This is a genomic window from Pseudomonas sp. C6002, from assembly GCF_013385805.1.
In the GTDB taxonomy this organism is placed as follows: domain Bacteria; phylum Pseudomonadota; class Gammaproteobacteria; order Pseudomonadales; family Pseudomonadaceae; genus Aquipseudomonas.
Window position 1 is genome coordinate 1 of the sequence record NZ_JACAPH010000041.1, and the last position, 26,489, is coordinate 26,489.

The window sequence follows — 26,489 nt, forward strand, 5'->3', positions numbered from 1 at the left end:
TTTGGGGCTTTTCCAAAGTGAGCCGCTGTAAGAGCGGAACCATAGGTGGCCGTTACCGAAAAAACGGATATGTACTCAAACCAATCGCCAAAAAAAACGGCCTCATCTGGAGGCCGTTTCTCATCACATCTCAACGCTTAGGTGCGCATCCCACGCCCACTCACCAGCAACCGCGCACACCCCACATACAGCACCACAGTCGCCACCAGCATAAAGGTGATCGCCACACTGATCTTGATATCCGAAACGCCCAAGATCCCATAGCGAAACGCGTTAACCATATGCAAAACCGGGTTAGCCAACGACACGGTCTGCCAGAACGGCGGCAGCAAGGTGATCGAATAAAACACCCCACCCAGGTACGTCAACGGCGTCAGCACAAACGTCGGAATAATCGAAATATCATCAAAGTTGCGCGCAAACACCGCGTTGATGAACCCCAGCAACGAAAAGATCATCGCCGTCAGCACCACCACCAGCAAGGTGATCCCCAGGTGATGCACCTGCAAATGGGTAAAGAACAGCGACAGCAACGTCACAATCACCCCAACCATCAACCCGCGCAGCACACCGCCCAGGGTGTAGCCGATCAAAATCGTATGAGGCGACACCGGCGACACCATCAATTCCTCGATGGACCGCTGGAACTTGCTGCCAAAAAAGCTCGACACCACGTTGCCGTAGGAGTTGGTAATCACCGACATCATGATCAACCCCGGCACGATGTACTCCATATAGGTGAATCCACCCATATCACCAATCTGCCGACCAATCAGGTTACCGAAGATCACGAAGTACAAAACCATGGTGATCGCCGGCGGCAGCAAGGTCTGCGGCCAAATCCGGGTAAAGCGCTTCACTTCGCGATAAACGATGGTCTGCAGCGCGACAAGGTTGGGTTGCAGTTCCGAACTCATACCGCCACCTTCGCCAGATTTTTCTCCACCAGGGACACAAACAACTCCTCAAGGCGATTGGTTTTGTTACGCAGGCTCAGCACCTCGATGTTCTGGGTAGCCAGTTGGCCAAACAGCGCGGTGATGCCCACGGCTTTGTCCACCTGGACTTCCAGGGTGTGGCTGTCCACCAGGCGATTCGGGTAGCCGATCAACTGGGGCGCAACCGTCATGTCGTTTTTCAGGTCGAGCAGGAAGGTCTCGACATGCAACTGGCTCAGCAAGTTACGCATGCTGGTGTTTTCGACGATGGTGCCGTGGTCGATGATGCCGATGTTGCGGCACAGCTGCTCAGCCTCTTCCAGGTAGTGCGTGGTGAGGATGATGGTGATGCCTTTCTGGTTCAGCTCGGTGAGAAACGTCCACATCGAACGACGCAGCTCGATGTCCACGCCCGCCGTCGGCTCGTCGAGGATCAGCAGGCGCGGTTCGTGAACCAGGGCGCGAGCGATCATCAAGCGGCGCTTCATGCCCCCGGACAGGGAACGCGAAGGCACGTCGCGCTTGTCCCACAAGCCCAGTTGCGTGAGGTATTGCTCGGCGCGTTCCTTGGCGATCTTCGGCGGGATGCCGTAGTAACCGGCCTGGGTCACGACGATGTCGAAGGTCTTTTCAAACTGGTTGAAGTTGAACTCCTGGGGCACCACGCCGATGCTGCGCTTGAGCGCCGCCGGGGATTTGTCCAGGTCGTTGCCAAAGATGTTCACCGTACCGGTGGTCTTGTTGACCAGGGTCGAGAGAATCCCGATGGTGGTGGATTTGCCGGCGCCATTGGGGCCGAGCAAGGCGAAGAAATCACCTTCGGCGACGTCCAGATCGATACCACTCAGGGCCTGGAAACCGTTGCCGTAGGTTTTGGTTAGCTGCCGGATGGACAGAGCGGAACTCATATCGGATTACGCACCAAAGAAGAGGAATAGAATTGTTACATGAGGGCAGACCGCACGGAATACAACGGCTGCGCGTGACAGGCATGGTGCTTGTCCGCGCCGCACAAGTACAGTAACCCGTATTAATAGTCGGTATCAGGTCAACGCGGTCATGACCGATTTCTGATAGGCCGGGCGCTGGCGCAGCCGCTGGTACCAGGCTTCCAGGTTAGGCATCGACGGGCGTTCGATGGGCATTTCGAACCAGGCATAAATGAAGCTGCCCAAGGGAATATCACCCATGCCGATCTCGCTGCCGGACAGGTAAGGTTGCGTGGCCAAGGCCTGATCCACCGTCTGCAAAACGTCGATGCAGGCCTGGCGACCGGCGTTGATGGTGTCCCAGTTCTGTTTTTCAGCCGGGGTTCGCAGCACGCCCCAGAACACGGTCTTGAACGGTTCGGCCAGGGTCGAGGTGGTCCAGTCCATCCACTTTTCAGCGTTGGCCCGGGCTTGCAGCTCGCTGGGGTACCAGTTCGAATCCGGCGCATGTTTGGCGGCCAGGTAGCGCACGATGGTGTTGGATTCCCACAGCACAAAGTCGCCGTCTTCAATCATCGGCACCCGGCCATTGGGGTTCCGCGCGCGGTATTGCGGCGTGTCGACCACACCAAAAGCCCCGCCCGCATCAATTGCCTCATAGTCCAGGCCGAGCTCCTCGGCGCACCACAGTGCTTTCCTGACATTTGACGAATTTTTACGACCCCAGATTTTCAGCATGACCGCCCCGATTTTGAAAAAGATGGTTGGATGAATGCCGGGGCAGCATACGCCGGATCACGTCCGGCTTAAATCACTCTGCATGTCCCCCAGCAGGATCGGCATCTGCTCGCCAAACAGGTGCGGGTAACATTTCTGGATGTGGGCGAAGAAAAATTCCTCGGGCACCTCGGCAAATTGCCCATGGTCCACCACGTACTCCATGGAGCGCTGGCCCTTGCGGTTGAAGGCGTGAAAAACACTGTCATGAATGCCATCGAAATCCAGCGGCGGCACATCGAACAGTTCGCACAGTTGCTGGTTGAACGCCGGCGTGGCCTTGACCCAACGGCCGTCCAGATACAACTCGGTATAGCCATGCATGGCAAATACGTCACTTCTGAGCAGCTCGATCAAACGGGGCGTCGAGAGGTGGTTACGCACGTCGGCCAGGCCGATGCGCGCCGGGATCCCGCAGTGCCTTGCGCACGCCGCCAGCAATGTTGCCTTGGGCACGCAATAACTCTCGCCGGCCGCCAGTGCGAAGCTCGCGCTGAGGGTTTGCGGGTCGCGACTGAAGGTATAGGGGTTATAGCGCACCGCCTCGCGCACAGCGTAGTAAAGACTGACTGCCTGGTCACGAAGTGCGGCACTAGAACCGCGATGTTTTTCGGCGAACTCCACCACCGCAGGGTGGTCACTATCGATGAAGCGGCCGGGATTCAAGTACGCATTCATGAGGTTAATCTCAGAGAGCAAGCCCTGAGTCTAACCACAGGCATGCACCTGGGATAACGACGATTCGGCCAAATGTCGGCGCCTGGTGCTGATCATTGCCGGCACACCACGTAACACCCTCGTCACCCCGCTTGTTCGGATGCCGACTAAGCTCTGAGGTGATTTCGCACCTGGTTTCACGGAGGATTGAATATGCTGTTGTTGTGGATACTGGTTCTGGTGGTGGGCATTGCCTACCTGGCGCACCGGCGCATCGCGCCCCTGCCCGCCATCGGCGTGGTCGCCGTCTACCTGTTGGCGATGGGCGCCTTCAGCCACGCACCAGGCTGGTTGCTGCTGATCTTCTGGGTACTGATCGCCGTGGTAGCCGCCCCGCTGCTGCTACCGGACCTGCGCCGCAAGTACTTCACCGCGCCGCTGTTCAACTGGTTCCAGAAAGTCCTGCCGCCGATGTCCGAGACCGAGCGCGACGCCATCGACGCCGGCACCGTGTGGTGGGACGGCGAGCTGTTCAGCGGCCGCCCCGACTGGGACAAGCTGCTGGCCTATCCCAAGGCGCAACTGACTGAAGAAGAACAAGCCTTCATCGACGGCCCTACCGAAGAACTGTGCGCCATGGTCACCGACTGGGAAATCGGCCAGGCCATGGACCTGCCCCCCGCCGCCTGGGAACACATCAAGCAGCATGGCTTTTTTGCCCTGATCATCCCCAAGGAGTTCGGCGGCAAAGGCTTCTCCGCCTATGCCCACTCCCAGGTCGCGATGAAGCTGGCGACCCGCAGCGGCGACCTCGCCTCCACGGTCATGGTCCCCAACTCCCTGGGCCCGGCCGAATTGCTGCTGCACTACGGCACCGATGAACAACGCAACCATTACCTGCCACGCCTGGCCCGTGGCGACGATATCCCGTGCTTTGCCCTGACCGGCCCACTGGCCGGTTCCGATGCTGGCTCCATGCCCGACACCGGGGTGATCTGCAAAGGCGAATGGGAAGGCAAGGAAACCCTCGGCCTGCGCCTGAACTGGGAAAAACGCTACATCACCCTCGGCCCGGTAGCGACTTTGCTCGGCCTGGCCTTCAAGGCCCATGACCCGGATCATCTGCTGGGCGACAAAGAAGACCTGGGCATCAGCCTCGCGCTGATCCCCACCGACACCCCGGGTGTTGAAATTGGCCGCCGTCACCTGCCACTGGGCGCCGCGTTCATGAACGGCCCCAACTCCGGCAAGGATGTTTTCATTCCGCTGGAATTCCTGATCGGTGGCCAGGAAATGCTCGGCAAGGGCTGGATGATGCTGATGAACTGCCTGTCGGTAGGCCGTTCGATTTCCCTGCCTGCCGTCGGCACCGGCGCGGCCAAGTTCACCAGCCTGGTGACCGGCCAGTACGCCCAGGTGCGTGAGCAGTTCAACGTCCCGCTGGCGGCCTTTGAAGGCATCCAGGAAGCCCTGGCCCGCATCGGCGGCAACGCGTGGCTGATGGATAGCGCGCGGATGCTCACCGCCAACGCGGTCGACCTGGGGGAAAAACCCTCGGTACTGTCGGCGATCCTCAAGTACCACCTGACCGAACGCGGCCGCGAATGCATCAGCCACGCGATGGACGTGCACGGCGGCAAGGGCATCATCATGGGCCCCAACAACTACCTGGGCCGCAGCTGGCAGGGCGCGCCGATCTTCATCACCGTGGAAGGCGCGAATATCCTCTCGCGCAATCTGATGATCTTCGGCCAGGGCGCAATTCGCTGCCATCCGTTCGTCCTCAAGGAAATGGCCCTGGCCGGTCGCGAAGACCATGACCAGGCGCTGAAGGAATTCGACGGCCTGCTGCTGCAGCACATCGGCTTTGCCGTAGGCAACGCCGCCAGCACCCTGGTGTTGAACCTCGGTTTCGGTCACTTCGAAAAGGCTCCGGGCAACAGCCTGAGCCAGGGCTATTTCCGCGCACTCAACCGTCAGGCCGCGGCGTTTGCGATGCTGGCGGACCTGAGCATGATGCTGCTGGGCGGCGAGTTGAAACGACGCGAACGCCTGTCGGCACGTCTTGGTGATGTGCTGAGCCACATGTACCTGGCATCGGCTGCACTCAAGCGTTATCACGACCTGGATTCGCCAGACCACCTGGAACCGCTGTTCGCCTGGGCCATGGAAGAGAGCCTTGGCCACTCCGAGCGTGCACTGGATGAACTGCTGACCAACTTCCCGAGCAAGGTGCTGGGTTGTCTGTTGCGGGTGATCGTGTTCCCGTTCGGCCGCCGTCATAAAGGCCCGTCCGATGCGCTGGATGCCGAGGTGGCCGCAGTGCTTGGTCGCGCCAAGGGTGACCCGACCCTGGAAGCGGTGCTGGCTGACTGCTATCGCCCACAGTCTGCAGAAGATCCGGTGGGCGCCCTGCAACATGCCTACGACCTGTTGGCCGACAGCCATCCGTTGCAGAAAAAACTCCACGAAGGCCTCAAGAGCGGCCAGGTCAAACCGACCGCGGGCGAACACGCCATCGATGCCGCGCTGCATGCCGGCGTGCTGCAACCGGCCGAGGCGCAGACCCTGCGTGACGCTGAAGCAGCGCGACGCAAGGTGATCGACGTGGATGATTTCAGCAAGGAAGAACTGAGCCAGGCTGAGGGAAAAGTCCGCTGATCCCAGCGGTCATATAAAAACGGGTAGAGTGCCCTACCTCACAAATACTGATCCCTTTTGACGGCGTCTGTTGTCGTCATGCTGCGTTGCCGCTCCTCGCCATAGCAAGCTATGACTCGTCGCGGCGCCTTGCCTGACAACAACAGCCACTCGTCAAAAGGAATCGTATTTGTGAGGCAAGGCACCGAGCTATATACTCTCGCGCCCGTTTTGCTCTTGAGGACTTATCTCGTGTCCAACGTCGTTGCCGATCATCTCGTCTTGCTCGACCACCTGCGCAGCATCCTGGTTGCCGTCGGCGAAGCCGAACAGGTTCCCGAGGAAAGCCACCTCCTGTTCCTGGAGCGCTTCGATGAACTGCGCGCCTTGCTGCCCATCGACCCGATCGAAAGCCAGTACCTGGGCCAGGACATGATGAGCCAGGTCATCCTGCGCTACCCGCAAATTGCTCACCTGGTACCGCGCGACCTGCTGTGGTTCTTCGGTGGCGACTGCCTGCACTTCATGCCCGACGACGAGCTGGACCTGTACCAGGCCCTGGAAGAACGTCGCTTCGAAGCTGAACAGAACGACGAACCGTTCGACTGGAACCAGGAAAAGCAGTTATTGGCCATGTCCAATGACCAGCCCAAGCACTGATTTCAGGGCTCACGCAGATCAAATGTGGGAGCGGGCTTGCTCGCGAATGCGGTGGTTCAGTCAATATTTTAGGTGACTGAACCACCGCATTCGCGAGCAAGCCCGCTCCCACATTTAAACTGTATTCCTACCGCTTATTCAGCGTCGGCTCTCTCTTCATGCACTCCACCAGATAATCAATAAACACACGCAACTTCGGCGGCAGGTACCGCGTCGGCGAATGCAGTAACCACGCATCCCCGTGGTACGACGCAATGAAATCCCACCCCGGCAACACCTGCACCACCTCCCCCGCTTCCAGCGCATGCCGCGCCGTGAAATACGGCAAGCTGCCAATCCCCACATGTTGCAATACCGCATCCAGCCGCACGCCTGTGTGATTGGCCGCATACCGCCCGCGCACGCCCACCGTCACCGCCTTGCTGCCCTGGCGAAACTTCCAGCGCGCATCCCCCGGCGTCTCACCCAGGTAGATGCAACTGTGCTCCAGCAAATCATGGGGATGCTGCGGCGTACCGTGCTCCGCCAGGTACCGCGGCGTGGCGCAGATCAAATGCTCGATCGGCAGCAACTGGCGCCCCACCAACCCCGGCGGCGGGCTGTCGGTGATGCGGATGCTCAGGTCGACATTGTCGTCAATCAGGTCCACATGCCGGTCCTCCAGGATCAACTGCACGTCAACCTTGGGATAACGCCGCAAAAACTCCGGCATATGCGGATGCACCACAAAACGCCCTACCGCCTTGGGCACGCTGACCCGCACCAGCCCTTCGGCTTCATGGGTGTATTGGCCGCTGATTTCCATCACCGACCGCGCAGCACTGACCATTTCCTGGCAGCGCTTGAACACCTCTTCACCACCTTCGCTGAGGCGCAACTTGCGCGTAGTGCGTTGCAGCAGGCGAGTTGCCAGGGCCTTTTCCAGGCGTGAGATGCTGCGGCTCACGGAGGACGGCGATGCTCCCAGTTGGCGCGCAGCCTCGGAGAAGCTGCCGGTTTCCACCACCTTGACGAAAATCGCCATTTCGCCCAGCAGCGGTAAGGGAAGATTGATGCTCATGACGCACAAGTCCATTGAGATTTGAACGGATTATCACCCATTGGCGCACTTCTTATACTGCCGGTTAGAAACCCTGATGCGGATATAAATGATGACCCAGCGCCTGTTTTTTACCCATGACCACCTGAATGCCGAACTTGAAGTGCTGGGATGCACACCTTTTGATAACCAGTTTGCGGTAATCCTGCAGTCCACAATCTTCCATCCACAAGGTGGCGGCCAGCCCTCCGACACCGGCTGGCTCGGGGCAAGCCAGGTGTTGAAGGTGGTGCAGGAAGGCGATCATGTCGTGCATTACGTAGACCGCCCCGTGGCTCCCGGCGTGATCCAGGCACGCGTCGATGAAGACCGCCGCACCTTGCACACGCGCCTGCACTCGGCCGGGCATCTGATCGGCAATGCCGGTGAAACCCTGGGCTGGATGCCGATCAAGGCTCATCACTGGCCGGGCGAAGGCAAGATCACCTTTATTCGCGGCACCTCGGCCCAGGCCATGGACGCCGAGGCGATCCAGCGGCAAGTCGACCAATGGATCGCCGCCAACCTGCCGCGCCATATGGCCCTGGATGACGGTACGCGGCAAGTGGGTTTTGGCGACCTGCCGGCCTATGCCTGCGGCGGCACGCACGTGCAGGCATTGGGGGACGTGGGTCAGGTGACGATCCTGGCCCTCTCCGAGAAAAAGGGTGCATTGTCGGTGCGCTATACCCTGAACTGACTAAACCGCAATCGCCCCCGCCCTGCCCGGTTCCACCACAAACGACTTGAGGGTCGAGACGCTGGCGTTCGGATCCCGGGCATCGGAAATCACCCGGAAGTTCGTCAGCATATTCCTCTCCTCAAGCGCCACCGACACATAGCCGCGCTGGCGGCTGTCGAAAAACTTCACATGGGGATTGAGGGGCAGGATCGCACTGAACGCATCAAATGGTGGCCCGTCAGACGTCACCGACGTGCCGACAAACTCGGTCGCGACCACGGGCGAATCCGGATTCCCTGCGTCAGCGTGCAGGTCCGTCGTCCAGAACGAGTGAATATCGCCGCCCCAGAACACCGGGTTATTCACCTTTCTGCGCACCATCGACGCAAGCATCCGCTCACGGTTGGCCATGTAACCATCCCAGCCATCTGTCCAGCGGCCGGGCTTGTGGTTGGTCAGGTCACGTTGCGTGAGCGGCGCGACCAACAGGTCCTGGGCGATCACGTTCCATTGTGCCCGGGACTCGGCAAAACCCTGATCCAGCCAAGCCTCCTGCTCCCAGCCGAGCATGGTGCGACGGGGATCGCGCAGGTCAGCACAGGTATTCGCGGCCACATGCCCCTTGTGGCTGCCATTGGCCAGGATGCATGGCTGCTCGGAGCGGTACTGACGCCCATCCAGCACATGGAAGCGCGCCAGCCGGCCGTAATCCAAACGCCGATAGAGGCGCATGTCCGGCCCGCGCGGCAGGCTGCTGGCCCGCAGCGGCATGTGCTCGTAGAAGGCCTGGTAGGCCGCCGCCCGCTGCTTGAGAAAACTCGTCACCGGGATGTTCGGGTCCTGGGACCACTGGCTGGCATAGTCGTTTTGCACTTCGTGATCGTCCCAGGTGACCACACTGGGCGCCGCAGCATGCAGTGCCTGCAAATCCGGATCGGTCTTGTACAGGGCGTAGCGGTTGCGGTAATCCACCAGATTCAACGCATTGCCGCTGCCGTGGGGGCGAATGATCTTGCCGGAATCAGTCGCGTAGGAACTGTCATAGATGTAATCCCCGAGGAAAAACACCAGGTCAGGCTGCTCGGCGGCCAAATGCCGATAGGCGCTGAAGTAGCCTCGCTCCCAATCGGAGCAGGAGACAAAACCCAACTGCGCCGATGCCATGGCATGCACCGCCGGCGCTGTGCGCGACTGGCCCACCGGGCTTTGCGCACCGAGGCCCTCGAACTGGTACCAGTAAGGTCGACCCGCCTCCAACCCGCTCACTTCCACATGCACCGAATGGGCGAAACGCTCGCTGGCCATCACCTCGCCCTGGCGCACAACGTGCGTCATCGCTGCATCGCGGGCCACCTTCCAGCGCACCGGCACCGCGCGGCTCAGGCCACCCCGACCGTCGGCGGCATTGAAAAGCGGCGCGAGGCGCGTCCAGATCACGAAACCATCGGGCAATGGATCGCCTGACGCCACACCGAGGGTGAAGGGATAGTCGATGCCTGCACTACGGGCAAACGGGCTGAGGATCGAAAACGCCGTGGCAACTGCAAGCCCGCCCAGTACGCGACGGCGATCGTGATTCACACTCATCAACTGCGCTCCTTCCAATCGGCACGCACCAGGCCATACAACAACATGTCCTCGTGCACCCCATTCTTGAGGAAGGCGCCCTTCATGCACCCTTCGTAACCCAAGCCAATTTTTTCCATGACCCGAGCGGACCCTTTGTTACGAGCAAAGCACTGGCTGCCCACACGCTGCAGCGCCAATTCGCTGAACCCAAACGCCATGATCTGCGCCGCTGCTTCGGCGGCATAACCCTGGCTTCGAGAATGGGCGGCCACCCAATACCCAAGATGCCCACTTCGATGAGCAGCAGATAATCTGAGACTGATCACGCCGATCAATTCGCCAGTTTCCCGCAGATGAATCCCCAGCCCCAGTGAATGCCCCGAGCGGTAATTCTCTGCCTGGCCATCAATAAAGGCGTGTGCGGTTTCCAAGGTGTATGGCGATGGAATCGCAGCCGTGTTGTTCGCAATATCGGGATCGTTGGCCAGCACCGACAACGTCTCGGCCTGCTCCTTTTGCAGAGGCTTCAACAGCAGTCGCGGGGTGGATAAATGCGGCAGTGCAATGCTCATGCAGGGGGACTCGCGAAATAAATTCTCCAAGAATGTACCCGCGTCGTGTCAGTTTCATTACGTAGATAAATAGACCTACGAGCCTTCTGTAAGACCCGTCCTAGAGCCTTAAAAGCTTAAATTAAAGTTAACCATTCGGTCATTTTTGGTTGCTAGCGTGTCGCCCCTAATCAACTGCGGGGTAGCGGAATGAGAACTTGGGATGAACCCAAAAAACGCAAGGCACACATCGAACTGATCCCGATGATCGACGTGATGATGTTCCTGTTGGTGTTTTTTGTACTGGTGAGTTTGAACGTGATTCCGGCCCTGGGCATGAAGACTCAGCTGCCGAGCGCCAGCAGTTCACAGCAGCTCAAGCCGCAAAATAAATTCATCCTGACCCTGGGCCTGGAAGGTCAGCTGCAGCTCGATGGCAAGGACCTGACCGTCGACGCGCTGGTGCCTGCACTCAAGGCCGGCGAGAAGCCAGACACCAAGTCGACGATCATCGTCAACAGCGACAAAGGCGTGGAAGTGTCGCGCCTGGTCGAGGTGATGGACACCCTGCGCCTGGGTGGCTTTACCTCTGTCTCCATCGCCACGAAAAAGTCCTGATCATGTATGCCTTGTTTCGTGCGCGTCGGCTGCTGGGCAGTGTCCCGGCCCTGATCGCCCTGGTGCTGATTGCACTGGGTATCCAGTCCCAACCCCTGAAGATCCAGCCGCAGTACGACGAGTCGGCGGTTGAACTCGCGCTGGTCGAGCCGGAGCCGGAAGTGGTCCCCGAGCCCGTGGTGGAAGAACCGCCGCCACCGCCGCCGGTGATCGAAGACGAGGAGGCCGAACCTGCCCCTCCACCTCCGCCACCCAAGCCGATCCCCAAACCACTGCCAAAGCCTGAGCCCAAGCCAAAACCGGTGCCCAAGCCCGTGGTCGCCAAGCCAACGCCTGTGCCTGCGCCAGCTCCGGTGGCCGCCAAGCCGGTGCAAGCCGCTCCCGCTCCCACGCCAGCACCCGCTGCGCCACCGGCGCCGCCGAAAGTCGACGGCCAGGCACTGGAAGGCGGCTACCTCAAGGGCTTGCGCAACGAGTTGGACACCTACAAGCAATACCCCACCGGGCGCCAGGCGTCCCTTGAACGCCCGAGTGGCGAGGTGGTGGTCTGGTTAATGGTGGACCGCCAAGGCCGCGTCCTCGACTCCGGGATCCAGACCCCGGCGCCGAGCATGCTGCTCAACCGGGCCGCCACCAACAGCCTGCGCCGTATCAAGCAGGTGAAACCGTTCCCCGAACAAGCCTTCGGTGGACGTAACGAGCAGCGCTTCACCGCCACCTTCAACTACAGCGTGCAATAAGCACACACCACCAGGACGACAGTGATGAAGTTCACCCGGATTCATCTGGCACTCGTTGCCGCGACGAGCATGACCCATGGAGTGGTCATGGCAGATACCAGCGACAGTGACGTCGGGACTATTGGGGTACAGGGCAAGGCAACCGCTGGGGGCGGTTACATGGTCCAGGAAGAGAGCGCCAAGGGCCGCTCGACCATCACCAAGGAAGCATTGGACAAACAGACGGCCACCGGCAACGCCATCGACAAGCTCAAGTACACCCCGGGCCTGAACATCTCCAGTGAAGACAACACCGGCCTCTCGGGTTTCCGCTTCACCATGCGCGGCATGAACTCCGACCAGGTGGGCATGTCGGTGGACGGCATGCCGATCAACGACTCCGGCAACTATGCGTTGTACTCCAACCTGCTGGGCGACCCGGAAAACATCGACCAGATTTTCGTCACCCAGGGCTCGTCGGAAGCCGACGGCCCGCACATCGGTTCCAGCGGCGGCAACATCGGCATCGTGACCATTCGCCCCACCAAGGAAACCGGTGCCTTCGTCAAGCAAGTGGTCGGCAGCAACGCCACCCGCAAGACCTTCGCCCGCCTCAATACCGGTGAAGTCAACGGCCTGAGCAACTGGCTGTCGGCTTCCCACACCGAAGGCCAGATGTGGCGCGGCTCGGGTGCCGTGCGTGCGGACAAGGTGGAGTGGAACAGCTTCTTCGACGCCGGCAACGGCAACACCGCCAACCTGATCCTCAAGTACCACGAGCAGGACAACAACAGTTACAGCCAGTTGACCAAGGCACAGTTCCAGCAGTACGGCCGCAAGTACGACCCGTACCCGGCGACACCGGCGGTGGGCGCCAACGGCAAGGTCAGCAGCTACTACGACCTGGCGCAGAACCCGTTCCAGACCTTTACCGCCGTGCTCAACACCCAGTACAAGCTGAGCGACAACCTGTCCCTCTCGGTGATCCCGTATTACTACTACGGCAACGGCAGCGGCGTGGGCTCCTCGGCCTATGCGCTGAACAGTGGCTCGAACAAGGGCGGCGTTTTCGACCTCGGCAACCTGCCGACACAGGCTCAATACAACGCCGACGGTTCCGCGACCACCGGCGTCTACTACCGCCCTTCGCGCACCCAGACCTGGCGCCCGGGCATCACCACCAAGCTGAACTGGGACCTGGGCGACCACAGCCTGCAATTCGGCTACTGGTATGAACGCGCCCGCCAAAGCCAGACCCAACCGTTCATTGCCCTCAAGAACAACGGCAAGCCAAGCGATACCTGGCCCGACGGCAACTCCGTGGTCGACGCCAACGGCAACACCGTACAGGGTCGCGACCGCTACACCGTGACGCCGGCGCAAAAGGTCTGGACCCAGGACACCTGGTACATCAACTCGGACTGGACGTTGATCGCGGGCATTGCCTACATGAACGTCGAGCGTGACGGCACCAACCACGGCAGCCTCACCGAGCAACCCGGCAAGGCCAGCCAGACCTACAACAAACTGCTGCCCAACGCCGGCCTGAAATACCAGCTCGACGAGCGTGACCAGTTGTTCTACAGCTTGTCGCGCAACATGCGTATTCCACAGAACTACGTGCTGTACGACAAAGGCGTCGGCTCCCTCGACTCCAAGCCGGAACTCAGCTGGAACCAGGAACTGGGCTGGCGCTACACCGGCGAAGACAGCACCCTCGCCGCGACCCTGTTCTACATGCAGTTCAAGAATCGCCAGCTCACCTCCCTGGACAGCAACGGTGATTCCGCCGACATCAACGCCGGCACCGTCATCAACAAAGGCCTGGAACTGGAGTGGAGCGGCAAGCTGCCGCACAACTTCAACTACTACACCTCCTACACCTACACCAGCTCCAAGCAGCAGGACGACCTGACCGTCTACAGCGCCGGCAAGCCGATCGTGCTGCCCACCAGCGGCAAGCAGTTCGCCAACGTGCCGACCAACATGCTGGCGGCCAACATCGGCTATGACGACGGGCGCTTCTACGGCACCTTCGGCGGCAAGTTCACCAGCAAGCTCTATGGCGACCTGACCAACGACGAAGCCATCTCCGCCCGCACCATCTTCAACCTCGGCGCCGGTATCTACCTGCCGGTGGACAAGAAAGTCGTCAAGGACGCAACCCTGCGCCTGAACGTCGACAACCTGTTCGACAAGAAGTACCTGGACGGCGTGTACACCACCAAGACCAACTCGGCGAGCTACAGCGGTTTCCGCGATGGCGACCCGGCCTACATCGTTGGGCTTGACCGCACCGTCACCGTTTCCCTGGAAGCCAATTTCTAACTGCGAGGCTCAGCATCATGGACATGAACCTGCTTCACCAAATCACCTTTTATGTGATGTACGCCGCACTGGCGATTGCAATCTTCATCACCATCGAACGTGGCATTTACTTCGCCTACGTGCGCCGCCAGGCCCGTGCATTGACCGAAGTGCTGGGCGCCAATGTGCACAGCGAACGCGACCTGCCGGAAAACCTGACTCGCCGTGACAGCCTGCCGCTGAGCATGGTGCTGCCGATCCTGGCGCAGAAGGCGTCCCATGGTTCGCGCAAGGACCTGGACGACGAGATCGAAACCCAGTACCTCAAGACCCGCGCGCCGCTGTCGCGCAGCCTGTGGATCATCGAAACCATCACCACCGCCGCGCCGCTGCTCGGCCTGTTGGGGACCATCCTCGGCATCATCGACACCTTCAAGGCGCTGGCCAGTGCCGGTGTGTCCGACCCGGGCCAGATTTCCGGTGGTATCGGTACGGCCCTGTTCGCCACGGGTTTGGGTATCGCCATCGCGCTGTTCTGCGTGGTGTTCCACAACTTCTTCCAGGACAGCCTGGAGCGCATCAACGACCAGCTGAAAATCCTACTGATCCGCGCGGCAACCGGTGCCCGCGTGCAGGGTGAAGTGCCGCACCTGGTACCGACCCCGCTGCACACCCGCACTGCGTGACCTTCCCGGGGCGGGCGCATCATGCGCCCGCCCTTTTTTTGCCCGATGAGACGCCTATGTCCATATCGCTGAAATTACGTATCGCCGGCCTTGCAGGCCTGCTCCTCAGTCCGCTTGCCCAGGCGGACTTTTCAATTCCGGGATTTGAGTTGGTACACACCGTGCCAGTGGACACCCAACTTGGCACCGCCGATCTGCGCCAGCCCGGCCCCGTGTGGATCCAGCTGTTCGATGGCGCGAAAAGCCGTATCGACATCGGCCAGTTCTACGCGGCCGACCATCCTGGCTCGGTGATGGACAAGGTGATTGAACACCTGGAAGCCGCCGGCAAACGCGGGGTGAAAATTCGCTTCCTGCTGGAAGAAAAAGGCGTGCGGCTGTCGGAAGCCTCGACCCTGGAGCGCCTGAAAGCCATTCCCAACCTGACCTTCCGCATCCTGCCCTATGGCAAGCTGAGTGGCGGGATCATCCACGCGAAATACATGGTAGTGGATGGCAAGCAGGCGTTTATCGGCAGCCAGAACTTCGACTGGCGTTCGCTGGAGCATATCCACGAAACCGGGCTGTTGATCAGTGATGCAAACGTCGTCGCCCAGACCCAGGCCATTTTTGAACAGGACTGGCAGGCCCAGGCTGCGTTGGCCGACAACCAGCCTGTTGCCCTGCCCGCCACAGGTGCCACACCGGCACGCACCGGCAACTACCTGGTAGCCAGCCCCCAGCGCTACAACCCGCCGGGTGTGGGTGATTCGCAGCTGGAACTGCCACGTCTGCTGGGCGAGGCGAAAAAGGAAGTGCGCGTACAACTGCTGGACTACGCGCCGCTGTCCTATGGACCTGACAGAACCCGGCCTTACTACGCGATGATCGACAATGCATTGCGTGCAGCGGCAGCGCGCGGGGTCTCGATCAAGTTGATGGTATCCAACTGGAACACCGAAGCACTGGAATTGCCGTACCTGAAAAGCCTGGCGGTGCTGCCGAATGTCGAGGTCAAGATCGTCACGCTGCCCGAGGCCAGGCAAGGATTTATTCCTTATGCGCGGGTGATCCACAGCAAGACCATGGAAATCGACGGGCAAGTGGCGTGGGTGGGCACCAGTAACTGGCTGGGGGGTTATTTCGATAACTCGCGCAACCTGGAAGTGGTGATGCGCAGTGAGGCGATGGCCAAGCGTGTGGGAGATTTACACGAGCAACTGTGGGACGGGCCGTATGCCAAGGCACTGGAAGTGACGAGTGAGTACCCGCAGCCGCATCCGGGCAAACCTTAAGCTGTTGCCCGCAAATGGCATGGCTTTGCGGGCAATATCACATTGCCAGATATCCAGGTTGCACTTTTTCGCCTTTGCGCTGACCAACCCTGCATAACTCATGGAGGGAGAGCAGGGATGAACAACACACGCAATGGACTGTACGGTGCCGCGCTGGTTTGGGCGGCCATCGGGCTTGGCGGCTGCGCCAATTCGATGACCACCACCGGTGAGCCCGGGGTGAAGATGGGCGAGAGCTATGAGCAGGTGCTCGCCGTGGTCAGCCGCAACAATACGGTGACCAGGGAGATCGACGGGGAAGCATTCCGGGCTGAAGGTTACTCGGAGACGTTTAAGGATTGTCGCAACAAATATTTTATCTTCCAGGGTGCTAATGGCTTGCAGATGGTCAAGCTTGAGCCCGCGCCGCATCTGTCGGTCAGCCAGAACTGCCGCCAGCCATGAGAACCTTACGTGTAATTCCCGCCCTGTTCCTGGTTCTTCTCAGCGGCTGTGGCCAGGTATATAACGTCCGCTCCCTCAACACCGCCTATACAGCGCCACCGTCTGCCGAGACGGCGCGCTTGCGCATTATCAGCGACGGCATGGTGCGCGCAGTGCCCGGGCGCGATTGCCTGGACTGGAATGTTCCCGGAGCAGGCGTGATGGTGTCCGCCAAATCCGGCTTCGCCGACCGCAATGGCGCAAGCCTGGGGATGCCGGGGCCGATTTACACCTGGGACGGTGCGGTGTCGTCCGAACAGGTGATTCCGGCGAACACGCCCATTGCCTTTCATTACCTTGGGTTGCCGCAATATGGCCGGCAATGTTTCAACACCATGACCTTTATCCCCAAGCCCGGCATGGACTACATGGTGCGAGCATCAATGTCCGGGAGTTGCTCATTCGAGCTTGCTGAGCTGCCGAAAGGTGCCGAACGATGGAGTCCGATTGAACCGACGCCGTCGGGAAGGCTGTCGATGTGCCACGCGATGGATAATTTCTAGCGGTACAAACGCAACGTGGGCCGGGGCATTGCACTCCAGCTCACAAAAAACCCACAAACAAAAACGCCGATCATTGCTGATCGGCGTTTTCGTTAAATATGGAGCGGGAAACGAGACTCGAACTCGCGACCCCGACCTTGGCAAGGTCGTGCTCTACCAACTGAGCTATTCCCGCAAATGGCGTCCCCTAGGGGACTCGAACCCCTGTTACCGCCGTGAAAGGGCGGTGTCCTAGGCCACTAGACGAAGGGGACACGCTACTGAAACACATGGTGTGTATTTCAGTGCCCAGAGATTAAATCCGAAGATTACGCCCTGGTTTCACTCAGTGCCGCCCGAGGGCAACACTGCTTAAATTTGGAGCGGGAAACGAGACTCGAACTCGCGACCCCGACCTTGGCAAGGTCGTGCTCTACCAACTGAGCTATTCCCGCATATGGCGTCCCCTAGGGGACTCGAACCCCTGTTACCGCCGTGAAAGGGCGGTGTCCTAGGCCACTAGACGAAGGGGACACACGTACAACATTCACTCCCTACCGCGTTTCGCTGTGTGCTTTACGCTGTAAGTGGCGCGCATTCTATGGATGGATTGGGAGGTCGTCAACCCCCAAGGATAAATTTATTTAAATCAATGACTTCGCCGTGGTTTACGGGGGTTGCAAGGGTTTCTCGCCGTCCAGGCTTTGGCGCCTATATTCTGGCGTTCCACAAGGCGCTATAGTTCGCCACAGCAAATGATGGCAATGTGCATCTACGCAGGGACTGCCCCGCTATATAGAAGAAACTACTGACGCAACTGGTCGCTCAGTCCTATCCGGTCACTGCACCAGTCACTACACTTCAATGCAAACCCCATAAAGAGGTCACACCGGTGACACCACTCATGATCACCCTGCTGGTAATAGCCGGGATCGTAATACTGATCGCCATTGGCTACATGAACCACGTGGTGGAAAACAATAAGCTGGAAAAGAACCGGACCCGGATCGAACTCAATGACCGGCTGCGCCGCTGCGGCGAAATCACCGAGACCTTCCCTGGCCAGTTGATGACGCCGCGACTCAAGTTGCTGCTGACCCGCCTGGAGCTCAACGTCAATCAGCGCCTGCTGAACCTCGACAAGTCCAATGCGTCGCTCAAGGCACGCATCACTGAACTCAACGCGCTGGTGGCCCAGGGCGAATCGATTCCGGTGAACAACCCGCCAGGCCCGATCCAGACCGAAGCCAAGGCCAAGGATGTACGTTTCCTGCTCGAAGCACTGCATGGCCAGGTGACCCGAGCGGCCCAGGACGGTTTCCTGCCGACCAATGAAGCCAAGCACTGGATCAAGGAAATCCGCCATATCCTGGTGCTGCTGCACATCGAGTTCTTCAACAACCTGGGCCAGCACGCACTGCAACAAGGCCAGCCGGGCCAGGCTCGCCTGGCGTTCGAACGCGGCGTGCAGTACCTGCGCAAGCAACCGGAGCCGGTGGTGTACAGCCAGCAGCTGCAATTGCTCGAGAAACAGCTGGCGCGCGCCAACTCCATGGTGCTGTCCAACCTTGAACCGGCTGAAGACGAGGTCAACGAATTGACCGAAGGCTTGAAAGTGGTGGATGCGGACGCCGACTGGAAGAAGAAAGCCATCTACGACTGATCCCCTGCCATTGTGGTGGGCGGCAAACCCGCTCGCCACATGCCATCACTCTGCACCTATCCCCTTCCCCTCGAATAGCGTAAAAAAGGCCCCTCTCTCCGTTAACGAAAAGGGCTTCGCCATGCCTGTCGTGCTCATCGATGGACAACCGCTGCATTACCTCGACCAGGGCACCGGCCCGGCCGTTCTCCTCGGTTCCAGCTACCTGTGGGACAGCCAGATGTGGGCGCCGCAGATCGAAGCCCTGTCGCAACAGTACCGGGTGATCGTCCCCGAGCTTTGGGGCCACGGCGAGTCCGGCGCACTGCCTGCAAACACTGCATCCCTGGACGACCTCGCACGCCAGCACCTGGCGCTGCTGGATCACCTGGACATTGCCCGGGTCAACCTCGTGGGCTTGTCGGTCGGCGGCATGTGGGGCGCACGCCTGGCGCTGCTGGCTCCCGAGCGGGTCAACAGCCTGGTGCTGATGGACACGCACCTGGGCGCCGAGCCGGAAGCCACTCGCCAATACTACTTTTCGCTGTTCAAGATGATCGAAGATGCCGGCGCCATTCCGGAACCGCTGCTGGATGTGGTGGCACCGATCTTCTTCCGTCCCGGTATCGACCGGGAGTCGGCCTTGTACCAGGATTTCCGCAACGCACTGCAGGCCTTCCCCAAGGAACGCCTGGTGCACAGCATCGTGCCCCTGGGCCGGATTATCTTCAGCCGCGCGGATGTGTTGGCACAACTGGCGCGCCTCGACACCGACACCACCCTGGTGATGTGTGGCGAGCAGGACAAGCCACGCCCACCGGCCGAATCAGAGGAAATGGCGGCCTTGATCGGCTGCGCGCTGACGTTGATTCCGCACGCCGGGCATATCTCCAGCCGGGAAAACCCCGATTTCGTCAACGAAGCGCTGCTGACCTTCCTGGCCAACAACGCCTGACCGCCCTGCCCTTTGATCACCGCAGGCCTGCGGTGATCAAAGGCGGAAGTGCCCGACCATCCCCTTAAGCTCCGTACCCAACTGCGCCAGCTCGATGCTCGACGCTGCATTGCCCTGCATGCTCAACGCCGATTGATCGGCACTCGCACGGATGCTGGTGACGCTGCGGTTGATTTCCTCGGCCACCGAGCTTTGCTCTTCGGCCGCTGCGGCAATCTGCTGGTTCATCTGCTGGATCAACGACACCGCCGCCGCGATGCTGCCCAGGGCGCTTTCGGTTTCCAGGGCATCACTGACCGCCAGCTTGACCAGTTCGCCGCTCTGCCTGATCTGCTGCACCGAAGCCTGCGCAGCGCTGCGCAAGGTACTGACCAACCGTTCGATTTCCTCGGTCGATTGCTGGGTGCGCTTGGCCAGCGCCCGCACCTCGTCGGCCACCACGGCAAAACCGCGGCCCTGCTCGCCCGCCCGCGCCGCCTCGATGGCCGCATTCAGCGCCAGCAGGTTGGTTTGCTCGGCCACGCTCTTGATCACCTCAAGGACGGTGCCGATAGTCTGGATCTCCGCGCTCAGGCTTTCGATGCTGGTACTGGCGGAGGTCGCGGAGCTGGCCAGCAACTCGATACGCTGCAAGCTCTGACGCACCACCTGCTGGCCGCTGTCGACCTTGTCATCCGCCGTCTGCGCCGCCTGGGCCGCTTCTTCGGCGTTGCGCGCCACATCGTGCACGGTGGCGGTCATCTGGTTCATGGCCGTGGCCACCTGCTCGGTTTCTTCCTTCTGGCTGCTGACCTCGATATTGGTCTGCTCGGTGACGCTGGACAGCGAATGGGCAGAGCTGGCCAGTTGCTCGATACCCGCCTGCAACCCGCTGACCATGCTGCTGAGGCCGCTGCTCATCTGTTGCATCGCGAGCATCAACTGGCCCATCTCGTCCCGGCGACTGACTTCCATACGGCCACTGAGATCACCGGCGGCAATCTGCTGGGCCACTGCAATCACGCTGCGCAACGGCGCAACGATCAAACGGGTAATGATCCACGCGGCAATCAGCCCGACCAATAACGCCAACGCCGAAGAACCGATGATCAGCAACGCGCTTTTCTTCAACTGCGACTGCATCGACAGGTCTTCTGCGTCGTAGGCCTGATTGACCCGGGTGACCACTTCGGCTGCGCGCTCGTGCAACTGCTTGTAGACGACTTTTTCCTGGGCCAGCAGCCCGGTGTATTCGCCGAGTTTTTCGCTGAAGGCCGCGATATGCCCGGACACTTCGTTAAGCACGGTTTGGTAGCCAGAATCCTTGACGGTGGTTTTCAGCTGTTCGACCTGGGCCAGGGCCTGATCGGCCTGCTCGATCTTGCCCTGCTCGGCGTTCTCGTCATCGCCCTTGCGGCTCTGGTCCAGGCGCACGTGCGCTTCGTTCATGGCCTGCAGCATCAGGCGCGAGACCTGGCTGACCTGCCCCGCCTGCTCGATGAATTCGGCACCTTCCTTGCCCTGGCTTTCCTTGAGGCCATAGGCGCCGTCGTCCGCCAGCCCGGCCTGCAACACATCAAGGTTGTTGGCGACACTGGAGACCGACCAACTGGCCATTTCAAGCGCCAGGTCCTTGGTCTGGGTCAGCTCGACAAACTCATCGAACGCCTTGCGATACGCCGCCAGCGCCTGCTCGACGTCGCTCATCACCGGGACATTGGCAGGCGACTGGGCCTTGAGAATTACCGCCTGGGCCGCCAACGCGTCGACACTTTCGTGCAAGGCGTCCACCGACTTGGGGTCGGCATGCAACGCGTAGTCCTGCTCGATCAAGCGCACCTTGAGCAAGCCGCTGTTGAGCGCCGACATGGCTTTAAGGCCCTCGAAGCGCTGGCCAACGGTTTGCAGCGACCACACGCCAATCGCGGCCACCAATGCCGTCAACAGCAGTACCAGGGCAAAGCCCAAGCCCAGTTTCTTGGCCATACCGAGGTTGGCAAAACGTCGTTGCACGGCAGAAATCATTGCACTTGAGTCCTCTTGCAATGGCGAATGCCATCAAGCCAGGTTTCGATGCAGCGAGATTCGCAACCCCGGGGCACTGAATACAAGGGTTTGGCGCCACAATAATGGCAAAAAGCTACATCCTCGTCGTTTTCAGAATGGTAGAGGTCGATCCTGCCGGCCCCATGGCCTTGAACAACGCCAGTGCACGCTGATCAGAAGCGTAGGCCACATTGATGCGCAGCCAGTCGCTGGATTCGCCCGTCGGGCTGAAAAGCGTCCCCGGCGACAGCAACACCCCCAGCCGGCGAGCCCGTGCCTGCACGGTGGAACGGTCGCCGACACCAGGGCGCGCCCAGAGGAACATGCCCCCCGCCGGCACCGCAAACACCTCCCACTCTTCGTCTTCCAGCACCTGCAGGGTCATGGCCATTTCCGTGCTCAGCCGCCGGCGCAGGCGTTGCACCCACTTGCGGTAGGTACCATTGGCCAGCAACGTCGCCACCACCGCCTCGGCAAACCGCGAGGTGCCGATGCCGGTCAAGGTCTTGACCCTGGCCAATTGCGCGATGATCGCCCCGCTGGCCGTGAGGTACCCCACCCGCAAGGCGCTGCTGAGGGTCTTGGAAAAACTCGAGACATAGATCACCCGGTCCTCGTGGGGCAACGCCGACAACCGGGTGCACGTGGCATGTTGCAGGTCGCCATAGACGTCCTCCTCGATGATGAAGAAGTCCTGGGAATGGGCCAGTTGCAGCAAGCGCTCGGCCACCGCCAGGGACAGGCTGGTGCCGGTGGGGTTGTGATACAGGCTGTTGATGAACAGGCACTTGGGCCGGTGCCCGCGCAACAGCGCTTCCAGGGCATGCATGTCCGGGCCGCCACGGGTGCGCGGCACTTCCAGCAGCTTGACACCATGAAAGGCCAGTTGGCGGTAAAGGTTGCCGTACCCCGGGCTTTCCACCACCACGGTATCGCCGGCCTTGAGCAACGTGCGGATCAGCAGGTCCTGGGCGTGGCTCGCGCCGTGGGTGGTGAGGATATGCTCGACCCGGGTTGCCACCTGGATGTGCGCCAGGCGCTTGAGCAGCTGTTCACGCAGGGCCGGCAGCCCCAGCGGCGTGCTGTAGTTGAAGACCGCCGCAGTGTCGGTGCGGGTGACTTCACGAATCGCGTAACTGATGTCGTCGCTCTCGCGCCAGGTGTCCGGCAGCCAGCCGCATCCCAGTTTCAGTTCGCCCAGTTGATTGTCGATGAAGGCGCCCCACCCCGACTCGGCGCCCTCATACCATTGGTTTTCACCGCGAAGACCACGCTCGGCGGGTGGCTGGGCCACACAGAAACCGGCGCCTTGCCTTGAGGCCAGCACACCTTGGGCAACCATCCGCTCGAACGCCTCGATGACGCTGGACTGACTGAGCAGGTTCTCGTGGGCCAGTTGCCGCACCGAGGGCAACCGCGTCCCGGGGCTGGCGCCGCTCTCGCGAATCCAGGCGGCCAGCGCACTGACGATTTGCTGCACTACCGGTACAAGGGCTTGTCGATCGATCCCTAAATCCATGAGCCACTCACTTAAACTGTTGTCATTTAACCCAAACCAGTTAAGCACAGAAGCCCAATGACAGCCGCGATCAAGATTTATTAAATCATTGATTTAATTGAATTATTTACCTAGTGAAACACATTCAGGTGAGGCATCTGGCCACCTGCGGAAAAACCCCACAGCGCCTCCAACGCTTTTCTGAATGGCATCCGCCTCACTTCCTAAATCGCGGTCGCGCCACCGTCCACCGCCAATGCCTGGCCCGTGGTGAAGGCAGCACCGTCGCTGCACAGATAAAGCACTGCGCTGGCGATCTCCTCGACCTTGCCGATACGCCCGACCGGGTGCATGGCGGCGGCAAATTCGGCTTTGCGCGGGTCAGCTTCATAGGCACGGCGGAACATATCGGTGTCGATCACGGCCGGGCATACCGCGTTGACGCGGATTTTCTTTTTCGCGTACTCGATCGCCGCCGACTTGGTCAGGCCGATCACCGCGTGCTTGGACGCGGCATAGATACTCATCTTCGGCGCCGCCCCAAGTCCTGCCACAGAAGCCGTGTTGACGATGGCGCCGCCGCCCTGAGCCAGCAGCAACGGCAGTTGATACTTCATGCACAGCCACACGCCCTTGACGTTGACGCCCATGATTGCGTCGAACTCATCCAGGCTGCCGTCCGCCAGCTTGCCCTTCTCGATCTCGATCCCGGCGTTGTTGAAGGCATAGTCCAACCGGCCATAGGTGGCCACGGTCTGCTGCATCAACTGCTGCACGTCCGCTTCGAGGGTGACATTGCAGCGCACAAACACCGCTTCGCCACCGGCCTGATGAATCAGCGCCACAGTGCCCTCGCCGCCAGCCGCGTCCAGGTCGGCGACTACGACTTTCAAGCCTTCAGCGGCGAACGCCAGCGCAGTGGCGCGGCCAATGCCGGCGGCCGCACCGGTCACCAGGGCGACCTGGCCGGAAAATGTCATGCTCATGGTGGATGTTCCTTCGATGGGGATGCTCGATGACCCCAGTCTAGCCAGAGCCACCATCGGCGCGTCAGCACTATCAAAAGCCCGGTTGGCGAACCATGAGCCGCAGTGATAACGGCACCCTCATCACTATCATTGCAGTGGATCGGTGGGCATTCGCAGGTGCCGCGCACCTTGCCGGTGCAGCCCGAAGGGTCTATCACTCAAGGTCCACTTCTCAAGAGTCGCTGCCATGACTGCCCAGACCAACCGCCAATTCCTGCTCGCCAAACGCCCGGTCGGCGCGGCCACGCGGGACACCTTCACTTACCAGGAAGTGCCGGTGGGTACACCCCAGGACGGCCAGGTGCTGGTGCACAACGAATACCTGTCCCTGGACCCGGCCATGCGCGGCTGGATGAACGAGGGCAAATCCTACATTCCACCGGTGGGTATCGGCGAAGTCATGCGCGCCCTGGGCGTAGGCAAGGTGATCGCGTCGAACAACCCGAAATTTGCCGTGGGCGACTACGTCAACGGTGCCTTGGGTGTGCAGGATTACTTCCTCGGTGAGCCGCGGGGTTTCTACAAGGTCGATCCGAAACTCGCGCCGTTGCCGCGTTATCTGTCGGCGCTGGGGATGACCGGCATGACCGCTTACTTCGCCCTGCTGGACACCGGCGCGCCCAAGGCCGGCGAGACCGTGGTGATCTCCGGCGCGGCAGGCGCGGTGGGCAGCATTGCCGGGCAGATTGCCAAGATCAAAGGCTGCCGCGTGGTAGGCATCGCTGGCGGCGCCGACAAATGCAGGTTCCTGGTGGATGAGCTGGGTTTTGATGCCGCCATCGACTACAAGAACGAAGACGTGCATGCCGGTCTCAAGCGCGAGTGCCCGAAAGGTGTGGACGTGTATTTCGATAACGTCGGCGGGGACATTCTCGATGCCGTGCTCAGCCGCCTGGAATTGAAAGCCCGCGTAGTGATCTGCGGCGCCATCAGCCAGTACAACAACAAGGAAGCTGTCAAAGGGCCGGCCAACTACCTGTCTCTGCTGGTCAATCGTGCGCGCATGGAAGGGTTTGTGGTGATGGACCACGCGGCGAATTTTGCCGCTGCCGGGCAGGAAATGGCCGGCTGGATGGCTCAGGGCAAGCTCAAGAGCAAGGAAGATATAGTCGAGGGGCTGGAAACGTTCCCGGAGACGCTGATGAAACTGTTCAACGGTGAGAACTTTGGGAAGTTGGTGTTGAAGGTCAGCTGACACACCGCAGAACCAAATGTGGGAGCGGCGGTGCGACGGTTCGACTTGCTCGCGAAGGCGGTGTGACAGTCAATGCATAAGGTGACTGCTCTACCGCCTTCGCGAGCAAGCCCGCTCCCACATTTTTTTACCGTGCCCGCTTCAGGTCGGGTAGGTCAGGCAATCTCGGCAACTACCGCTGCCAGCGCCTTGGCCGGGTCGGCCGCCTGGCTGATCGGGCGACCGATCACCAGGTAATCGGAACCGGCATCCAGGGCCTGGCGTGGGGTCAGGATGCGACGCTGGTCGTCCTGGGCGCTGCCCGCCGGCCGAATCCCCGGGGTCACCAGTTGCAACGCCGGGTGGGCGGTCTTCAGCGCCTGCGCTTCCAGCGCCGAGCACACCAGGCCGTCCAGGCCAGCCTTTTGCGCCAGGGCCGCGAGGCGCAGCACTTGTTCCTGTGGCTCGATGTCCAGGCCGATGCCGGCCAGGTCTTCACGCTCCATGCTGGTCAGCACGGTCACGCCAATCAGCAGTGGCTTGGGGCCGCTGCGCTGATCGAGCACTTCACGGCACGCAGCCATCATGCGCAAGCCGCCGGAGCAGTGCACGTTGACCATCCACACGCCCATTTCGGCGGCGGCCTTGACCGCCATCGCGGTGGTGTTGGGGATATCGTGGAATTTCAGGTCGAGGAACACCTCGAACCCTTTGTCACGCAAGGTGCCGACAATTTCGGCGGCACAACTGGTGAACAGTTCCTTGCCAACCTTGACCCGGCAAAGCTTGGGGTCCAACTGGTCAGCCAGCTTCAGTGCGGCGTCACGAGTGGGGTAATCCAGGGCGACGATGATAGGAGTCTGGCAGGCGGACATTGGAATGGGCTCTCAGGCAAGTCGAAATCGGCGCGGATTGTAGCGCAAGCAGCGGGTTTGCGGGATCCGATGATCGGTAATTCGCGATTTAGCCGCCAGATTGCGGGCTCCCGGGCAATTGTGTCGAAACAGATACATTCCCGACATGCCTGCAATACCCCCGAAGATTAGCCTCGCACACGAGAACCATCGTACAGAACTTCCAGCCCCGGGGCTGGGCGCCTATGCTGAACGCAACAACC

General features: G+C 60.6%; 24 protein-coding genes, 4 tRNA genes and 1 pseudogene. 13 read left to right on the forward strand and 16 right to left on the reverse strand.

The genetic code is table 11. The features are described from left to right. Positions 1-137 precede the first annotated feature (137 nt). The 4 genes from HX817_RS27890 to HX817_RS27905 form a co-directional block, all read right to left on the reverse strand. Positions 138-917, reverse strand: coding sequence for an ABC transporter permease (locus HX817_RS27890; protein WP_177041895.1), 780 nt, complete (start codon positions 915-917; stop codon positions 138-140). Next, positions 914-1,846 (reverse strand): ABC transporter ATP-binding protein, encoded by a 933-nt coding sequence (locus HX817_RS27895; protein WP_003217227.1) that lies wholly within the window; start codon positions 1,844-1,846, stop codon positions 914-916. Before HX817_RS27895 ends, HX817_RS27890 begins: the two co-directional genes overlap by 4 nt. 135 nt (positions 1,847-1,981) lie before the next feature. Beyond that, on the reverse strand, positions 1,982-2,605 hold the full coding sequence (locus HX817_RS27900) for a glutathione S-transferase family protein (RefSeq protein WP_102369632.1): 624 nt from the start codon (positions 2,603-2,605) through the stop codon (positions 1,982-1,984). Positions 2,606-2,662: 57 nt separating this feature from the next. After that, entirely contained in the window at positions 2,663-3,322 is a 660-nt protein-coding gene (locus tag HX817_RS27905; protein WP_102369633.1) for a transglutaminase family protein, read from the reverse strand. Between the two features lie 192 nt (positions 3,323-3,514). On the opposite strand from HX817_RS27905, the gene HX817_RS27910 reads away from it, so the two are divergent. Both HX817_RS27910 and HX817_RS27915 read left to right on the forward strand, forming a co-directional pair. Continuing rightward, a complete protein-coding gene (locus tag HX817_RS27910) occupies positions 3,515-5,962 on the forward strand; it encodes an acyl-CoA dehydrogenase (protein ID WP_177041897.1) in 2,448 nt (815 codons plus the stop codon). A 231-nt stretch (positions 5,963-6,193) separates the two neighbouring features. After that, positions 6,194-6,601: a PA2817 family protein gene (locus HX817_RS27915; protein WP_003217220.1), complete on the forward strand. Its 408-nt coding sequence runs from the start codon at positions 6,194-6,196 to the stop codon at positions 6,599-6,601. Positions 6,602-6,728: 127 nt separating this feature from the next. Here the strand turns inward: HX817_RS27915 and HX817_RS27920 are convergent, their stop codons facing one another. Then, positions 6,729-7,661: a LysR family transcriptional regulator gene (locus HX817_RS27920; protein ID WP_177041899.1), complete on the reverse strand. Its 933-nt coding sequence runs from the start codon at positions 7,659-7,661 to the stop codon at positions 6,729-6,731. Positions 7,662-7,752: 91 nt separating this feature from the next. Between HX817_RS27920 and HX817_RS27925 the strand changes: the two genes are divergently transcribed. Further along, a complete protein-coding gene (locus tag HX817_RS27925; protein WP_008431289.1) occupies positions 7,753-8,379 on the forward strand; it encodes a hypothetical protein in 627 nt (208 codons plus the stop codon). On the opposite strand, the gene HX817_RS27930 is transcribed toward HX817_RS27925, so the two are convergent. After that, the gene (locus tag HX817_RS27930; protein ID WP_177041901.1) at positions 8,380-9,948 is read right to left on the reverse strand and encodes an alkaline phosphatase; all 1,569 of its coding nucleotides are present in this window, start codon (positions 9,946-9,948) and stop codon (positions 8,380-8,382) included. Next, complete coding sequence (locus tag HX817_RS27935) at positions 9,948-10,502, reverse strand: GNAT family N-acetyltransferase (protein ID WP_003217211.1); 555 nt, start codon at positions 10,500-10,502, stop codon at positions 9,948-9,950. Before HX817_RS27935 ends, HX817_RS27930 begins: the two co-directional genes overlap by 1 nt. A gap of 189 nt (positions 10,503-10,691) precedes the next feature. Here HX817_RS27935 and HX817_RS27940 point away from each other — a divergent pair, with 189 nt between their 5' ends. From HX817_RS27940 to HX817_RS27970, 7 genes are all read left to right on the forward strand, one after another. After that, positions 10,692-11,099, forward strand: a complete 408-nt coding sequence (locus HX817_RS27940) for a biopolymer transporter ExbD (RefSeq protein ID WP_003217209.1) — start codon at positions 10,692-10,694, stop codon at positions 11,097-11,099. A gap of 2 nt (positions 11,100-11,101) precedes the next feature. Then, complete coding sequence (locus HX817_RS27945; protein ID WP_003217207.1) at positions 11,102-11,839, forward strand: energy transducer TonB; 738 nt, start codon at positions 11,102-11,104, stop codon at positions 11,837-11,839. 24 nt (positions 11,840-11,863) lie between these two features. Further along, positions 11,864-14,146: a TonB-dependent receptor gene (locus tag HX817_RS27950; RefSeq protein WP_008431274.1), complete on the forward strand. Its 2,283-nt coding sequence runs from the start codon at positions 11,864-11,866 to the stop codon at positions 14,144-14,146. A gap of 17 nt (positions 14,147-14,163) precedes the next feature. After that, positions 14,164-14,811, forward strand: coding sequence for a MotA/TolQ/ExbB proton channel family protein (locus HX817_RS27955; RefSeq protein ID WP_003217203.1), 648 nt, complete (start codon positions 14,164-14,166; stop codon positions 14,809-14,811). A gap of 56 nt (positions 14,812-14,867) precedes the next feature. Continuing rightward, on the forward strand, positions 14,868-16,085 hold the full coding sequence (locus tag HX817_RS27960) for a phospholipase D-like domain-containing protein (RefSeq protein ID WP_177041903.1): 1,218 nt from the start codon (positions 14,868-14,870) through the stop codon (positions 16,083-16,085). Positions 16,086-16,202: 117 nt separating this feature from the next. After that, positions 16,203-16,529 carry a hypothetical protein gene (locus HX817_RS27965; RefSeq protein WP_102369638.1) on the forward strand — a complete coding sequence of 109 codons (327 nt, stop codon included), beginning with the start codon at positions 16,203-16,205 and terminating at the stop codon, positions 16,527-16,529. Beyond that, a complete protein-coding gene (locus tag HX817_RS27970; RefSeq protein WP_008431270.1) occupies positions 16,526-17,071 on the forward strand; it encodes a hypothetical protein in 546 nt (181 codons plus the stop codon). Before HX817_RS27965 ends, HX817_RS27970 begins: the two co-directional genes overlap by 4 nt. Before the next feature lie 99 nt (positions 17,072-17,170). On the opposite strand, the gene HX817_RS27975 is transcribed toward HX817_RS27970, so the two are convergent. From HX817_RS27975 to HX817_RS27990, 4 genes are all read right to left on the reverse strand, one after another. Then, positions 17,171-17,246: transfer RNA gene (locus HX817_RS27975), tRNA-Gly, on the reverse strand. 3 nt (positions 17,247-17,249) lie between these two features. Then, positions 17,250-17,325, reverse strand: a tRNA-Glu gene (locus tag HX817_RS27980). Positions 17,326-17,429: 104 nt separating this feature from the next. Then, positions 17,430-17,505, reverse strand: a tRNA-Gly gene (locus HX817_RS27985). A gap of 3 nt (positions 17,506-17,508) precedes the next feature. Continuing rightward, positions 17,509-17,584, reverse strand: a tRNA-Glu gene (locus HX817_RS27990). A gap of 370 nt (positions 17,585-17,954) precedes the next feature. Here HX817_RS27990 and HX817_RS27995 point away from each other — a divergent pair. Both HX817_RS27995 and HX817_RS28000 read left to right on the forward strand, forming a co-directional pair. Then, on the forward strand, positions 17,955-18,713 hold the full coding sequence (locus HX817_RS27995; RefSeq protein ID WP_003217193.1) for a hypothetical protein: 759 nt from the start codon (positions 17,955-17,957) through the stop codon (positions 18,711-18,713). A 121-nt stretch (positions 18,714-18,834) separates the two neighbouring features. Continuing rightward, positions 18,835-19,647: an alpha/beta fold hydrolase gene (locus tag HX817_RS28000; protein ID WP_177010083.1), complete on the forward strand. Its 813-nt coding sequence runs from the start codon at positions 18,835-18,837 to the stop codon at positions 19,645-19,647. Positions 19,648-19,683: 36 nt separating this feature from the next. Here HX817_RS28000 and HX817_RS31685 read toward each other — a convergent pair whose 3' ends face one another. From HX817_RS31685 to HX817_RS28015, 4 genes and pseudogenes are all read right to left on the reverse strand, one after another. Then, positions 19,684-20,565: a methyl-accepting chemotaxis protein gene (locus HX817_RS31685; protein ID WP_371315662.1), complete on the reverse strand. Its 882-nt coding sequence runs from the start codon at positions 20,563-20,565 to the stop codon at positions 19,684-19,686. After that, positions 20,545-21,651, reverse strand: a pseudogene (locus tag HX817_RS31690) (HAMP domain-containing protein); the annotation flags it as partial. The gene HX817_RS31685 and the pseudogene HX817_RS31690, both read right to left, overlap by 21 nt. Positions 21,652-21,766: 115 nt before the next feature. Continuing rightward, entirely contained in the window at positions 21,767-23,191 is a 1,425-nt protein-coding gene (locus HX817_RS28010) for a PLP-dependent aminotransferase family protein (protein ID WP_134327080.1), read from the reverse strand. Between the two features lie 203 nt (positions 23,192-23,394). Next, positions 23,395-24,156 carry an SDR family oxidoreductase gene (locus tag HX817_RS28015; protein ID WP_008431261.1) on the reverse strand — a complete coding sequence of 254 codons (762 nt, stop codon included), beginning with the start codon at positions 24,154-24,156 and terminating at the stop codon, positions 23,395-23,397. A gap of 229 nt (positions 24,157-24,385) precedes the next feature. On the opposite strand from HX817_RS28015, the gene HX817_RS28020 reads away from it, so the two are divergent. Then, positions 24,386-25,393: an NADP-dependent oxidoreductase gene (locus HX817_RS28020; protein WP_177041906.1), complete on the forward strand. Its 1,008-nt coding sequence runs from the start codon at positions 24,386-24,388 to the stop codon at positions 25,391-25,393. A 155-nt stretch (positions 25,394-25,548) separates the two neighbouring features. Here the strand turns inward: HX817_RS28020 and pyrF are convergent, their stop codons facing one another. Next, positions 25,549-26,247: an orotidine-5'-phosphate decarboxylase gene (gene pyrF, locus HX817_RS28025; protein WP_003217180.1), complete on the reverse strand. Its 699-nt coding sequence runs from the start codon at positions 26,245-26,247 to the stop codon at positions 25,549-25,551. Between the last annotated feature and the right edge of the window lie 242 nt (positions 26,248-26,489).

What these genes read in the sequence shown, in the direction of transcription:
- HX817_RS27905 (WP_102369633.1), bottom strand. Translation starts at nt 3,322, where the DNA reads ATGAATGCGTACTTGAATCCCGGCCGCTTCATCGATAGTGACCACCCT.
- HX817_RS27945 (WP_003217207.1), top strand. Translation starts at nt 11,102, where the DNA reads ATGTATGCCTTGTTTCGTGCGCGTCGGCTGCTGGGCAGTGTCCCGGCC.
- HX817_RS28015 (WP_008431261.1), bottom strand. Translation starts at nt 24,156, where the DNA reads ATGAGCATGACATTTTCCGGCCAGGTCGCCCTGGTGACCGGTGCGGCC.
- HX817_RS27965 (WP_102369638.1), top strand. Translation starts at nt 16,203, where the DNA reads ATGAACAACACACGCAATGGACTGTACGGTGCCGCGCTGGTTTGGGCG.
- HX817_RS28010 (WP_134327080.1), bottom strand. Translation starts at nt 23,191, where the DNA reads ATGGATTTAGGGATCGATCGACAAGCCCTTGTACCGGTAGTGCAGCAA.
- HX817_RS27900 (WP_102369632.1), bottom strand. Translation starts at nt 2,605, where the DNA reads ATGCTGAAAATCTGGGGTCGTAAAAATTCGTCAAATGTCAGGAAAGCA.
- HX817_RS27895 (WP_003217227.1), bottom strand. Translation starts at nt 1,846, where the DNA reads ATGAGTTCCGCTCTGTCCATCCGGCAGCTAACCAAAACCTACGGCAAC.
- HX817_RS28000 (WP_177010083.1), top strand. Translation starts at nt 18,835, where the DNA reads ATGCCTGTCGTGCTCATCGATGGACAACCGCTGCATTACCTCGACCAG.
- HX817_RS27955 (WP_003217203.1), top strand. Translation starts at nt 14,164, where the DNA reads ATGGACATGAACCTGCTTCACCAAATCACCTTTTATGTGATGTACGCC.
- HX817_RS27935 (WP_003217211.1), bottom strand. Translation starts at nt 10,502, where the DNA reads ATGAGCATTGCACTGCCGCATTTATCCACCCCGCGACTGCTGTTGAAG.
- HX817_RS27970 (WP_008431270.1), top strand. Translation starts at nt 16,526, where the DNA reads ATGAGAACCTTACGTGTAATTCCCGCCCTGTTCCTGGTTCTTCTCAGC.
- HX817_RS27950 (WP_008431274.1), top strand. Translation starts at nt 11,864, where the DNA reads ATGAAGTTCACCCGGATTCATCTGGCACTCGTTGCCGCGACGAGCATG.
- HX817_RS27930 (WP_177041901.1), bottom strand. Translation starts at nt 9,948, where the DNA reads ATGAGTGTGAATCACGATCGCCGTCGCGTACTGGGCGGGCTTGCAGTT.
- HX817_RS28020 (WP_177041906.1), top strand. Translation starts at nt 24,386, where the DNA reads ATGACTGCCCAGACCAACCGCCAATTCCTGCTCGCCAAACGCCCGGTC.
- HX817_RS27995 (WP_003217193.1), top strand. Translation starts at nt 17,955, where the DNA reads ATGATCACCCTGCTGGTAATAGCCGGGATCGTAATACTGATCGCCATT.
- HX817_RS27890 (WP_177041895.1), bottom strand. Translation starts at nt 917, where the DNA reads ATGAGTTCGGAACTGCAACCCAACCTTGTCGCGCTGCAGACCATCGTT.
- HX817_RS27940 (WP_003217209.1), top strand. Translation starts at nt 10,692, where the DNA reads ATGAGAACTTGGGATGAACCCAAAAAACGCAAGGCACACATCGAACTG.
- pyrF (WP_003217180.1), bottom strand. Translation starts at nt 26,247, where the DNA reads ATGTCCGCCTGCCAGACTCCTATCATCGTCGCCCTGGATTACCCCACT.
- HX817_RS27920 (WP_177041899.1), bottom strand. Translation starts at nt 7,661, where the DNA reads ATGAGCATCAATCTTCCCTTACCGCTGCTGGGCGAAATGGCGATTTTC.
- HX817_RS27925 (WP_008431289.1), top strand. Translation starts at nt 7,753, where the DNA reads ATGACCCAGCGCCTGTTTTTTACCCATGACCACCTGAATGCCGAACTT.
- HX817_RS27960 (WP_177041903.1), top strand. Translation starts at nt 14,868, where the DNA reads ATGTCCATATCGCTGAAATTACGTATCGCCGGCCTTGCAGGCCTGCTC.
- HX817_RS31685 (WP_371315662.1), bottom strand. Translation starts at nt 20,565, where the DNA reads ATGCTCGCGATGCAACAGATGAGCAGCGGCCTCAGCAGCATGGTCAGC.
- HX817_RS27910 (WP_177041897.1), top strand. Translation starts at nt 3,515, where the DNA reads ATGCTGTTGTTGTGGATACTGGTTCTGGTGGTGGGCATTGCCTACCTG.